The organism is Ruegeria sp. S84 (genome assembly GCF_056583445.1).
The window spans coordinates 356,493-368,395 of the sequence record NZ_JBWPVF010000001.1 but is presented as its reverse complement, the minus strand read 5'-3'; the positions used below and the strand labels follow the sequence as shown (position 1 = coordinate 368,395).

General features: G+C 56.6%; 11 protein-coding genes. 3 read left to right on the top strand and 8 right to left on the bottom strand.

Features of this window, described 5'->3' with window-relative positions:
• Positions 1 to 393: 393 nt before the first annotated feature.
• From AC1DFB_RS20340 to AC1DFB_RS20305, 8 genes are read right to left on the bottom strand one after another with little or no spacing between them, the layout of a single operon-like run.
• Complete coding sequence (locus AC1DFB_RS20340; RefSeq protein ID WP_480922692.1) at positions 394 to 1,236, bottom strand: fumarylacetoacetate hydrolase family protein; 843 nt, start codon at positions 1,234 to 1,236, stop codon at positions 394 to 396.
• A 17-nt stretch (positions 1,237 to 1,253) separates the two neighbouring features.
• Positions 1,254 to 2,009 (bottom strand): SDR family oxidoreductase, encoded by a 756-nt coding sequence (locus AC1DFB_RS20335; protein WP_480922691.1) that lies wholly within the window; start codon positions 2,007 to 2,009, stop codon positions 1,254 to 1,256.
• A gap of 8 nt (positions 2,010 to 2,017) precedes the next feature.
• Complete coding sequence (locus AC1DFB_RS20330; protein WP_480922690.1) at positions 2,018 to 3,520, bottom strand: aldehyde dehydrogenase (NADP(+)); 1,503 nt, start codon at positions 3,518 to 3,520, stop codon at positions 2,018 to 2,020.
• Between the two features lie 12 nt (positions 3,521 to 3,532).
• Complete coding sequence (locus tag AC1DFB_RS20325) at positions 3,533 to 4,645, bottom strand: fumarylacetoacetate hydrolase family protein (RefSeq protein ID WP_480922689.1); 1,113 nt, start codon at positions 4,643 to 4,645, stop codon at positions 3,533 to 3,535.
• A gap of 1 nt (position 4,646) precedes the next feature.
• Positions 4,647 to 5,477 (bottom strand): amidohydrolase family protein, encoded by an 831-nt coding sequence (locus AC1DFB_RS20320; protein ID WP_480922688.1) that lies wholly within the window; start codon positions 5,475 to 5,477, stop codon positions 4,647 to 4,649.
• Positions 5,474 to 5,902, bottom strand: coding sequence for an RbsD/FucU domain-containing protein (locus AC1DFB_RS20315; protein WP_170407431.1), 429 nt, complete (start codon positions 5,900 to 5,902; stop codon positions 5,474 to 5,476). The genes AC1DFB_RS20320 and AC1DFB_RS20315 overlap by 4 nt, the downstream gene beginning before the upstream one ends.
• On the bottom strand, positions 5,892 to 6,944 hold the full coding sequence (locus tag AC1DFB_RS20310) for an aldo/keto reductase (protein ID WP_170407428.1): 1,053 nt from the start codon (positions 6,942 to 6,944) through the stop codon (positions 5,892 to 5,894). The genes AC1DFB_RS20315 and AC1DFB_RS20310 overlap by 11 nt, the downstream gene beginning before the upstream one ends.
• Entirely contained in the window at positions 6,941 to 7,678 is a 738-nt protein-coding gene (locus tag AC1DFB_RS20305; protein WP_170407425.1) for a GntR family transcriptional regulator, read from the bottom strand. Before AC1DFB_RS20305 ends, AC1DFB_RS20310 begins: the two co-directional genes overlap by 4 nt.
• An 84-nt stretch (positions 7,679 to 7,762) precedes the next feature.
• Here AC1DFB_RS20305 and AC1DFB_RS20300 point away from each other — a divergent pair, with 84 nt between their 5' ends.
• Genes AC1DFB_RS20300 through AC1DFB_RS20290 form a run of 3 tightly spaced genes read left to right on the top strand, consistent with a single transcriptional unit; the run spans position 7,763 to position 11,888 of the window.
• Positions 7,763 to 9,316, top strand: a complete 1,554-nt coding sequence (locus AC1DFB_RS20300) for a UxaA family hydrolase (protein WP_480922687.1) — start codon at positions 7,763 to 7,765, stop codon at positions 9,314 to 9,316.
• A gap of 29 nt (positions 9,317 to 9,345) precedes the next feature.
• Positions 9,346 to 10,884, top strand: coding sequence for a sugar ABC transporter ATP-binding protein (locus AC1DFB_RS20295; protein WP_480760830.1), 1,539 nt, complete (start codon positions 9,346 to 9,348; stop codon positions 10,882 to 10,884).
• On the top strand, positions 10,881 to 11,888 hold the full coding sequence (locus tag AC1DFB_RS20290) for an ABC transporter permease (protein WP_480922686.1): 1,008 nt from the start codon (positions 10,881 to 10,883) through the stop codon (positions 11,886 to 11,888). Before AC1DFB_RS20295 ends, AC1DFB_RS20290 begins: the two co-directional genes overlap by 4 nt.
• Positions 11,889 to 11,903 lie beyond the last annotated feature (15 nt).

Here is an 11,903-nt window from a genome sequence, read left to right as displayed (position 1 = left end):
GATTGACTGAGTAGATGGTCATTTGGGCGTAGTGTGCAAAATACTTTAATAAGTATTATTAAGAGCTGTATCGGTCTGCCCACCTTAATGCGAAGGCGCCCCATCTAGCCGGCTTAGGGGCCTGCTGAATCGTGATTTAAGGACAGGCTTTGTTAAAGCTTGCTAAAAAAACAATGACTCTTCTCAGTATTGAAACGCCCGAAGCAACTAGGAAGATGTTCGGTAACCTGATCCGATACTACAAATACCGGATTAATCGCGCGAGAAGCGCCTATAAGATTATTTACTGGCCTGATAGATAATCAGTATACGGGCAGCGTTATCTGAAACAAAACCTTCTCGCTTACTTTTGTTGCTTCAAGGCTACATATGGTGTTCGCCTACAGCGCGCTCTCATCCCTGGATGACGTTCTGACGTTGCGTGCCCAGCCCCTGAATACCAAGCTCCATTTTGTCGCCGGGATTCAAGTAGGTCTGCGGGTTCTGTCCCATACCAACACCCGGGGGTGTGCCTGTAGAAATCACGTCACCGGGTTGCAAAGACATAAATTGCGACAGATGCGAGATGACCGTCGCTACGCCAAAATGCATCGTTTTGGTTGATCCGTCCTGATATCGGTGCCCGTTTACCTCAAGATACATCGGAAGGTTTTGCGGGTCGGGGACTTCGTCTCGTGTTACCAACCAGGGGCCAATTGGGCCGAACGTGTCCGCAGACTTTCCTTTGACCCATTGGCCAGAGCGATGAAGCTGAAAGTCACGTTCTGACAAATCGTTCACTACGCAGTAGCCGGCGACGTGGTCTATGGCTTCCGCCTCAGAGACATATTTGGCCTCTTTGCCGATAACGACGCCCAGCTCAACTTCCCAATCGGTTTTGACCGATCCGCGTGGGATTTCTACGGTATCGTCGGGGCCGGCGGTGGCCGAGGTGGCTTTGAAGAAGATCACGGGCTCAGCAGGCAATTCCATGCCGCTTTCTGCTGCGTGATCGGCATAATTCAGGCCAATGCATATGAACTTTCCAACATTGCCAACGCAAGGACCGATGCGCGGGTTGCCGTCTACCAATGGCAGGCTGGCCAAATCTAGTGCGCGGAGCTTTTCAAGAACGACATCGCCAAGAGTATCGCCCGAGATATCATCCACCACACCGGAAAGGTCGCGAACCGAGCCGTCTGAGGCCAAAATGCCGGGTTTCTCAGCGCCCTTCGGGCCATAGCGTAGTAGTTTCATTGTCAGGTCCTTCCTGCTCAGATCGTCCAGCCGCCATCTATGGCAAAGGGCTGGCCCGAAGTGTATTTGCTGGCATCACTGGCCAAATACAGAGCCAGTTCAGCGATCTCTTCCGCTGTGCCAATACGGCCCATCGGTTGACGGGCGATGAAATCAGTCATTGCCTGCTCATAATCCCCGGTGGTGCGAAGCCGGTCATGCAGGCTGGGGCTGTCCACCGTACCTGGACAAATCGCGTTGCACCGAATGCCCTGGGTCACAAAATCGGCTGCCACAGACTTGGTCAGGCCAATCACCGCTGCTTTTGACGCGCAATACGCAAATCGGTTGGGCACGCCTTTCATGGACGATGCGACCGACGACATATTGATGATCGATCCTCCGCCTGCTTTCAGCATTCCGGGTAGAGTCAGTTGGATCAGTCTGAACATGGCCTTTACGTTGAGGTCAAAGCTGAAATCCCAATCCTTTTCAGTGCATTCAAGAATTGATCCCCCCGCTACATAACCTGCGCAGTTAAACAGAATGTCCAGTTGCGGCAGATTGACCGCTGCATCTGTAACGGCCTTATCGTCCATTACGTCCAGTTGCAGCGGTTCGATACCCGGAGTACCGCCCAATTCGGCAAGCGCAGCATCGTTGATGTCGCTGGCTATCACCCGTGCGCCTTCGGCAGCGAATAATTCGGCGGTTGCACGGCCAATGCCTTGGCCAGCTGCTGTGATGAGAGCGGTCTTATCTGCAAGCCGGTTGGATGGGTTGATTGTCGACATGAACAACCTCACAATTTTTCGGGTAGAAGCTCGGATGGGATGTCCTGATAACAAACCGGCCGCAGGAAACGGCGGATCGACAGTGTTCCCACGGATGTAGCGCCAAAGTTGGTTGAGGCGGGGTAGGGGCCTCCGTGAACCATGCTGTCGCAAACTTCGACCCCGGTCGGAAAGCTGTTGGCCAACAATCGCCCAGCCTTTCGTTCAAGCAGCGGTAGCAGTGCCTGAGCGTCCGCTTTGTCACCTGCGTCCAGATGCAGTGTGCAGGTCAGTTGCCCTTCGATGGTCCGGGCAATCCGTTGCATCTGAGCGCGGTCTTTCACACGCACGATGATGCCTAATGGGCCGAAAACCTCTTCTTGCAGCTTCCGATTGGCCAGCCAGTCATCACCAGAAACAGTGAACAGGTAAGGGGCCGCATCGCGTGACTCGCAGCTTGTGCCCATAATCTTCGATACACCGGTACCAGCAGCTACACGCGAAACTCCGTTTCGGTATGCCTCCGCAATTCCATCGGTCAGCATTGTCTGCTCGGCCACCGAAGACAGGCCAGCCTCTGCCGCTGCTTGAAACGCGTCAGCATCCGGACCTTCGGTGATCGCGGCGATACCGGGATTGGTGCAGAACTGTCCAGCGCCCATGGTCAGGGACGCGGCCCAGCCATTGCCGATTTCAGCACCGCGCGCGGCCGCCGCTTGCGGCAGTATGAACATCGGATTGACCGAACCCAGTTCGCCAAAAAACGGAATGGGTTCATCGCGTTGCGCGCATAAATCGAACAGCGCCCGTCCACCTCCGAGGCTGCCCGTAAAGCCAACCGCCCGGATCAAGGGATGTTGCACCAATCGCGTGCCCACATCCCGTTTGCCACCCTGTACCAATGAAAACACTCCGGGATGAATTCCTGTCGCTTTGATGGCGGCGTCGATTGCCTGGGCGACAATTTCGCCAGTGCCGGGATGGGCCGAATGGCCTTTGACAACGACAGGGCATCCTGCGGCTAATGCTGCGGCTGTATCACCCCCTGCGACTGAGAAGGCCAATGGGAAGTTCGAAGCGCCGAACACCGCAACAGGACCCAGTGGGCGTTGAATCATGTGTAGGTCGGGGCGGGGCAGGGGTGTACGATCCGGCATGGCCGGGTCATGGCGCATGTCCAGATAATCGCCCGCTTCAATGTGATCGGCGAAGAGGCGCAACTGGCCGACGGTACGGCCACGTTCCCCCTGCAGGCGTGCCTCGGGCAAGCCGGTTTCCTGAGTGCCGATTTCGGTGATGGCATCCCCGCGGGCATCAATCTCATCTGCGATCTTGCGCAACAGCGCGGCACGTTCGGTACGAGAGGACCACCCGAAAGTGGCAAATGCCGACTCTGCTGCCTCCACTGCGCTATCAATCATCGCTGCTGTCCCCACAGAAAAGTCATGGCTTGGTCCATGCGCTGGTTCCGACGCAAAAGTAGTGTCTGCGCCGATCCATTCGCCAGCAATCAGGTGTTTTCCGGTCAACATATTCGTTCTCTCTTACAGCAGGCCGCGATGGGCGAGGTTTCGCATCAGGTGTGAGGCCCCAAAGGTCCATTCGGGGCATTCCGTCGACAGGCGCACGGTGTTTGTCAGCGCTCCAAGGCGCGTATTGGAGATAGTGACGACATCGCCAATTTTGTGAGTGAACCCACCGCCAGGTGTGTCACGGTCTTGGGTCGGGGCGAACAGGGTGCCAAGGAAAAGCATCAGCCCATCAGGATATTGGTGATGGCGCCCGATAGTCTGCTTCACAAGGTCTGCAGGATCGCGACTGATCTGGGACATAGATGAGCTTCCGTTCAGCACAAATCCATCCGATCCGGTCACGGTCAGCGCAAGTTCAGCCTGGCGTACATCGTCCAGTGTGAACCCATCATCGAACAACCGGATCATCGGTCCGATCGCGCAAGAGGCATTGTTGTCCTTTGCTTTGCTCAGCAACAAAGCCGAACGACCTTCAACGTCACGCAGGTTGACGTCGTTCCCCAGCGTAGCGCCCTTAATCTCGCCCTTAGAAGTAACGGCCAGAACGACCTCGGGCTCGGGGTTGTTCCAGGTCGAAATCGGGTGAAGACCGATTTCTGAACCAAACCCGACCGAAGACAAAACTTGTGCTTTGGAGAACACCTCGGCATCGGGGCCGATCCCGACTTCAAGGTACTGACTCCAGAGGCCTTCGGCGATCAGTGCTTCTTTGACCTCTGCGGCCGCGTCCGATCCAGGTACGATGTTCGAGAGGCTGTCTCCGATCCGGTCTCCGATGCTCGCCCGGATCGCGTCGGCTTTGGCAGGATCACCGGCGGCTTGTTCCTCGATTACGCGTTCGACCATGGACCCGGCAAATGTGACACCACAGGCCTTGACCGCCTGCAGGTCACACGGGGCCAGCCATTGGTGGTCGGCGTCCAAAGGGCCGATATCTTCACCTTGAGCGTTGCGCACATGATCTGCTTCATCGTCGCGTTCCAGAATGTCCCTGACAGTTGGTGCCGTTTTTGACGTGATATCGATAATCCGCCCATTGCGCAGGGTCACCACGCTGGGGCCGATTCCGCCGCGCTCAATACGGCCGAGCCATAGCCCGCTCGAATCCAATATACCTATGGTCATTTCAATACCTGAGGTTGTAGGCGCGGGCGGCGTTGCCACCCATTATTGCCTGCCGTTCTGCGCTGCTCAGATGTTTCAGCAGCATGTCGGTGGTTTCACACCAGCGCTCATAGCTACTGGCCAAGGTGCAAACTGGCCAATCGCTACCCCAGATCAGACGCGATGGACCGAAGGTGTTCAGCAGGTGATCCACGTACGGGCGCAGATCGTCGATCGTCCAGTCTGCTGCAGCCTCGGTCACAAGGCCTGAAAGCTTGCACCATGCATTTGTATCTCGGGCCAAGGCGGTCATGTTGTCGGACCAGTCACCCAAGATTGCGTCTTTGATCAATGGTTTCGACCCATGGTCAATGACAACACTCATATCGGAATGATGCTGAAGAAGTTGCCTGAGCGGGCCCAGGTGTTGAGGCAAGGTCAAGGCATCAAATGTCAGGCCATGCCGTTGAGCTGCCTCGAAAGCGGGCGTTAGCGCGTCGCCTAGCATCCAAAGCGGGTCGGCGATGTCCTGTATCATCGGACGTAGACCGACAAATGCCTTGTGGGTAGCCAACGCGGAAATCTTTGCAGGTGCATCAGCGGCTTCAAAGTCAACCCAGCCCACAACACCTTTGATAAACGCATTCTGATCGGCCAGAGCGAGCATGTATTCGGTCTCGGCCATTGTGGGTGCTGCCTGCACAAGGACCGTGCCATCAATCCCGGCGGCGCTGAGTAGAGGCATCAGGTCGTGCGGTGCAAAATCCCGGTAGATCTCGCTCAGATCGGGCGTCAGCCAGCCATAGTCGCCCCGCGCCAAAGCCCAGAAATGCTGATGCGCGTCGATCCTCATTCGATCACACCTTTTTTCAGGATGATGTTGCCATAGAGCTTTCGTTCACCTGTCTGGATGATGGCAAATGCGTTGGCCGCACGGTCGTAGAATGCAAACCGTTCCAAGCCCTGCACCTTGGCAGAGTTGTCGGCGGACGTGTCGATGATGCGCTGAAAGTCCGCGACTGAGTCAGGCACCGCCTCCGGGTCGCCAACAACCTGCATGGTCAACGCCGGATCAGGAACGAACGTATCCAAAGGCATCACAGAAAGTACGGCCTTCAACATTTCACTGGCCGTAGACCCATCGGCCCGGATGCAGTCTGGTCCCATGCTGGCGCCCGGAAAATTTGCATCTGCGATAACAATCTCATCACCGTGGCCCATGGCCCTGAGGGTGAAAAGCAACTCCGGCGAAAGGATCGGGTCGATGTTACGCAGCATCAGCTGTCTCGCTTGGCAGTGGCGCGTCGGGTCGGATCAGGCCTTCGGATCGCAGATCCGACCACAGGCCGGGGGGAATGTCACGCTCCATCAGTGCCACATTGGACTGTACTTCGGACGCGTTGACGGCACCGGGGATCACGGTTTTGACGCAGGGGTGGCCCAAAACGAACTGCAGCGCGGCGGCGATCAGCGGGGTATCATGCGCGGCGCAGACCGCTTCGATCTTGCGGACCCGGTCCAGAATATCTTCGGGTGCGTCTGCATAGTTATACTTGGCGCCAGGCACAGCTCCGGTGGCGAGGATGCCCGAATTGTACGGTCCCCCGAGGATGATCCCGACATCGCGCTGCTCACAAAGCGGCAGGAAACTGTCGAGTGCTTCCTGCTCCAGCAACGTATAGCGTCCGGCCAGCAGGAACCCGTCGAAATCCCCCAGCCCAAGAAGCCTTTCGCAAACTTGCCATTCGTTTACACCTGCGCCGATTGCTGCGATTTCACCCGCATCGCGCAGCTCGGTCAAAGCCTTGTAGCCTCCGCCATCAAACAGTTCACGCACCTTGGCGTCCGAAACCTCTTGGCTGCCCTGGCTGAAGACACAGACATCATGGACCAGAAGAATGTCAGAATTGGCGACACCGATCCTGTTGCGGCTTGCCTCGTAAGACCGCATGACGCCGTCATAGGTATAGTCAAATACGATCCGTTTCTGCGGTACATCGACGAAAGCTTCGGGCGTTACTTCATGCGGTTCGCAATCTAGTAACAGGCGACCGATCTTGGTTGAAAGCTGGATGTTTTCGCGCCCGAACCGACCAATTGCCTGCCCAAACCGATGCTCTGATCGGCCAAGCCCGTATTGCGGCGCTGTGTCGAAAAACCGGATGCCTGCGTCATAAGCGGTCTGCAATGCCGCCTGCGCGTCCTCGTCCGAGACTTTGCGGTACAGGTTCCCCAACGGCGCTCCGCCGAACCCCATGCGGGTCAGGGGAACGGGCCGCGTGGTTCGGTTGTTCAGTAATTCTGTCTGGGAAACGGTCATCCTGCCTCGCTATTCAGCTGTGGGGTGAGGTTGAACAGATGCGGCTTCAGTTGCTCCAACTGCTCAATGCGCGGCATCAACTGCCCGAGGTGGGCGCGCATAGCGACCTGCGCGGACTGTTCGTCGCGATTACTGATTGCTTCGAAAATGGCCCTATGTTCCTCTAGTGTCTCGGCAATTCTGCCGGGGGTGGGCAGCAATAGCATGCGTGCGCGGCTGACCTGTAAGGAAACGGTTTGGGCAACGTCGGCGAGGCGGCGGAAGCCTGTAAATTCCATCAGAAGACTGTGGAACTCTTCATCGGCCTGATAAAAGCCTGGGATATCATCATCCATGATCAACAGTTCCTGCAGACGCATGTTGCGGCTTAACCTTTTACGCTGAACGTCGGTTATGTCGCGCGCGACTTTGGCGACAGTTGCAAGTTCAAGCGCTTCACGCAGGAATACGCCTTCGCGGATCTCGTCCATCGAAAAGTAGGATACGCGAGTGCCTGATTGCGGCACTACATCCACCAGCCCTTCCGAGGCCAAACGCGCAATCGCATCGGCCACAGGTGCGCGCGACACTCCCAATCTCTCACACACAGGTGCCTTCCTGAGGTTCGCTCCGGGTGGGAAATCCAGCGAGAGAATCGCCTGCTTCAATGAGTGGTGAACCCGCTGAGCGAGCGGTCCTTCGATCGTTGTGATCTCGGGCAACAGTTCGGCATCAATATCTTGGTGTTTGTTCATACTGCATAAGTTAGCATTCTAACATGTTAGTTGACAAGTAGAGATATTGGATTTAGCAACATTGACCAAGCAAGTGGAGAAGAGATGCGAGCGAACGGCGGCATAAACGTTTTGGAAGAGGCGACTCGCGATGTCGTAAAGCTAAATCCGCAGGACAACATCGTTATTGCTTTGCGTGACTTGCAGGCGGGTGAGCAGCCGGCACATGTTCCCGTGCAATTGGCTGCGCCCGTTACCCGCGGTCACAAGCTTGCCGTGTCATCAATCCAATCTGGCGAGAATATTGTCCGCTACGGTCAGATCATCGGGCAGGCCAAATGCGATATCGCGCCTGGCGAACATATCCATGTGCACAACCTTGGCATGGGGGCGCATCAGCAGGACTATGCACATGCCAGCGCCAACACCTCGCTGCCTGTTCTGACTGAAAAGCGTACATTCGACGGATACCATCGATCTGACGGTAAAGTGGGAACCCGAAACTACATCGGGATTCTAACCACCGTGAACTGCTCGGGTTCGGTAGCGCGTTTTATCGCCGACGCAGCGGAAAAGACCGGGTTCTTGGAAAGCTATCCCAATGTTGACGGTGTGGTCCCGATTGTGCACGGGACCGGATGTGGAATGTCCAGCAAGGATGAGGGTTATGCCACCCTGTTTCGGACGTTGGCCGGCTATGCACAGCATCCGAATTTCGGGGGTATTCTGCTGATCGGTCTGGGCTGCGAAGTCATGCAGGTGGCAGATCTTGTCGGCGGTCGACCAATCCGCGCTGACGGTGCGCTGCGTTATATGACCATTCAGAACGAGGGCGGAACACGCCGCACTATCGAACGGGGGCTGGCGGAGTTGCGCGGCATCGCCCATCTGGCCAATCAAGCCGAACGCGCCCCGGCTCCGATCAGTGCCATCACGGTCGGTATGCAATGCGGCGGCTCGGACGGGTATTCTGGGATAACCGCGAACCCGGCGCTGGGGTATGCGTCGGATTTACTGGTGCGCCATGGCGGAACAACGATCCTGTCGGAAACCTCGGAAATCTACGGTGCCGAACACCTGCTGACCCGGCGGGCCGAGACGGTTGAGGTGGGTGAAAAACTGATCGAACGCATCCACTGGTGGGAGGACTACACGGCCCGAAACGGCGGTGAGATGGACAACAACCCAAGCCCAGGCAACAAGCGCGGGGGGCTCACAACCATTCTTGAGAAATCGCTTGGTGCCGTAGCTAAGGGAGGCACCGCGCCACTGCGAGACGTCTACAAATTCGGTGAGATGATCGACAAGAGCGGGTTTGTCTTCATGGACAGTCCCGGTTTTGATCCGTGTTCGGTCACCGGGCAAGTCGCTTCGGGTGCGAACCTGATCGTGTTTACCACCGGGCGCGGTTCGGTGTCTGGATATCAGCCAACGCCCTGCATCAAGCTGGCCACAAATTCCGAAATGTATGCGCGCATGGCCGAGGATATGGATCTGAACTGCGGTGACATCGTGACAGACGGGATCAGCATCGAGAGCAAGGGCGAAGAACTGTTCGAAATACTGATCCGTGTCGCCTCAGGCAAGAAAACCAAAAGCGAGGAACTTGGATTTGGGGGCGTTGAATTCGTCCCCTGGCAAATTGGTGCGGTGATGTAAACCGCTTTGGCCCAAGGGGAGAGGGGCAAATGGGAGGCAACAAAAATAGACTGGTCGAAATGACGGGGATTGATAAGTTTTTCCCCGGCGTGCACGCGCTGAAATCCGTGCAATTCGATCTTGAACCGGGTGAAGTTCACGCGCTGATGGGCGAGAACGGTGCCGGCAAAAGTACGTTGATGAAAATCCTGTCGGGTATTTATCAACGTGACGGTGGGACCTTGAAGATAGAAGGGTGCGAAGTCAGTCCGACAACCCCGCGCGAGGCGCAGGATCTAGGTATTGGGATCATCCATCAGGAACTGAGCCTGATGAACGACCTGACTGTAGCCCAGAACATTTTTATCGGACGCGAACCGCGTAAGAGCTTTGGCCGTTTGGACGAGGCGGCGCTGAATGCGCAGACTGCCGAAATCTTTGCTTCGATGAACCTCAGCCTTGATCCCAAGGCGTTGGTTGGCAGCCTGACCATCGCAAAACAGCAAATGGTCGAGATCGCCAAGGCACTGTCCTTTCGGTCCAAGGTGCTCATCATGGACGAGCCAACAGCGGCTCTGAATGACGCCGAGATTGCTGAGCTGTTCGTGATCATCCGTCGCCTCAAGGCTGAAGGTGTGGGCATCGTTTACATTAGCCACAAGATGGACGAGCTGAAGCAGATCTCGGATCGCGTGACGGTTATGCGCGATGGGGAATATGTCGGAACAGTTGGGGCTGCTGAAACCCCGATCAGCCAGATCATCGCCATGATGGTGGGCCGAGAGGTCAAGGAAGAACCGCTGGACGTGCCCGATCTGGGTGATGCGGAGATGTCTTTGCAAGTCACCGGGCTGTGCCGGAGCAACGAAATTCAGGACGTCAGTTTCTCGGTCCAAAAGGGTGAAATTCTGGGCTTTGCCGGTCTGATGGGCGCAGGTCGTACAGAGGTTGCACGGGCTATCTTCGGAGCCGATTCCAAGGATTGCGGCGAAATCCGGGTACATGGTCAGGTGGTGTCGATCAAATCACCCACCGACGCCGTCAAAGCGGGGATTGGATACCTGTCCGAGGACCGAAAGCATTTCGGTCTCGCCACTGGTATGAATGTACGCGACAACATCGCGCTTGCCTCAATGGACCTATTCACCGGCGCAGGCGGGGTTCTGCACGATGGTGAAATCAGCGACACCGCCAAAAGCTACATCCAGCAATTGGGCATTAGAACGCCATCGGATGTGCAAGAGGTTCGTCTGCTGTCAGGCGGCAATCAGCAGAAGGTCGTCATCGCCAAATGGCTACTGCGCGACTGCGATATTCTGATCTTTGACGAACCGACCCGCGGTATCGACGTCGGCGCGAAATCCGAGATTTACAAGTTGCTGGAAGAACTGGCAGGGCAGGGCAAGACGATCATCGTGATCTCATCCGAACTGCCCGAGATCATGCGTCTTAGCCATCGTATCGCCGTGATGTGCGAAGGGCGGCTGACCGGCATTTTGCCCGGCGGAAAAGACACCACTCAGGAAGACATCATGCATCTGGCCACGCAACGTGCAGCGGCGATGCAGGTAACAGGGACAGTCCAATGACCACAGCAACCGACATCGAAAAGAAAAAGCCACTCTCGGGTCTTGCGGACAGCGGCGCGTATCAAAAGCTGTTGGCCTTTGCCAGTTTGATCGTTCTGCTAATCGGTTTTTCCATTGCTTCACCCAACTTCATGCAGACGTCGAACATGATTGCCATCCTACAGGCAACATCGGTCAATGGCGTTCTGGCCGTCGCCGCGACACTGGTTATCATCACCGGTGGGATCGACCTGTCTGTCGGCACACTGATGACGTTTTGCGCGGTGATCGCCGGCGTGGTGCTGACGTATTTGGGAATGCCGTTGCTGTTGGGCGTGGCCGCAGCCATTGCAGCTGGAGCATTCTGCGGGCTTTGCTCCGGTACTTTCGTCGCCAAGATGAAAATCCCGCCCTTCATCGCCACGCTTGGGATGATGCTGATCCTCAAAGGCCTGTCGCTGGTGATCTCTGGGACACGGCCAATCTACTTCAATGAAACGCCGGGCTTTGACCAGATCTCGCGCGGGTCGCTGATCGGAGAGGTCTTCCCATCGCTACCCATCCCCAACGGTGTGCTTATCCTGTTCCTGGTGGCCATCGCGGCTTCGTACATTCTGGGGCGCACAGTTCTGGGCCGGTACACCTTTGCGCTTGGCTCTAACGAGGAAGCGGTGCGTCTGTCAGGCGTGAACACCGACATGTGGAAGATGCGCATTTATGCGCTGGCCGGAGCGATCTGCGGCATCGCCGGTATCCTGATCGCCTCGCGCCTGAACTCGGCGCAACCGGCATTGGGTTTGGGATACGAATTGGAGGCGATCGCAGCCGTGGTGATCGGTGGCACGTCTTTGTCCGGTGGGCGCGGCACGATCCTGGGCACGCTGATTGGCGCCCTGATCATGGCTGTACTGACCAACGGATTGCGCGTGCTGTCCGTTGCGCAGGAATGGCAGACCGTTGTGACCGGCGCAATCATCATCCTGGCCGTCTATGCCGATATGGCACGGCGCAAGAAATCGGGATGACCAAGCAGCTAATTC

Bases quoted from the DNA above. Each gene is read 5' to 3' on its own strand.
- AC1DFB_RS20340 (WP_480922692.1), bottom strand. From the start codon at position 1,236: ATGAAACTACTACGCTATGGCCCGAAGGGCGCTGAGAAACCCGGCATT.
- AC1DFB_RS20335 (WP_480922691.1), bottom strand. From the start codon at position 2,009: ATGTCGACAATCAACCCATCCAACCGGCTTGCAGATAAGACCGCTCTC.
- AC1DFB_RS20330 (WP_480922690.1), bottom strand. From the start codon at position 3,520: ATGTTGACCGGAAAACACCTGATTGCTGGCGAATGGATCGGCGCAGAC.
- AC1DFB_RS20325 (WP_480922689.1), bottom strand. From the start codon at position 4,645: ATGACCATAGGTATATTGGATTCGAGCGGGCTATGGCTCGGCCGTATT.
- AC1DFB_RS20320 (WP_480922688.1), bottom strand. From the start codon at position 5,477: ATGAGGATCGACGCGCATCAGCATTTCTGGGCTTTGGCGCGGGGCGAC.
- AC1DFB_RS20315 (WP_170407431.1), bottom strand. From the start codon at position 5,902: ATGCTGCGTAACATCGACCCGATCCTTTCGCCGGAGTTGCTTTTCACC.
- AC1DFB_RS20310 (WP_170407428.1), bottom strand. From the start codon at position 6,944: ATGACCGTTTCCCAGACAGAATTACTGAACAACCGAACCACGCGGCCC.
- AC1DFB_RS20305 (WP_170407425.1), bottom strand. From the start codon at position 7,678: ATGAACAAACACCAAGATATTGATGCCGAACTGTTGCCCGAGATCACA.
- AC1DFB_RS20300 (WP_480922687.1), top strand. From the start codon at position 7,763: ATGCGAGCGAACGGCGGCATAAACGTTTTGGAAGAGGCGACTCGCGAT.
- AC1DFB_RS20295 (WP_480760830.1), top strand. From the start codon at position 9,346: ATGGGAGGCAACAAAAATAGACTGGTCGAAATGACGGGGATTGATAAG.
- AC1DFB_RS20290 (WP_480922686.1), top strand. From the start codon at position 10,881: ATGACCACAGCAACCGACATCGAAAAGAAAAAGCCACTCTCGGGTCTT.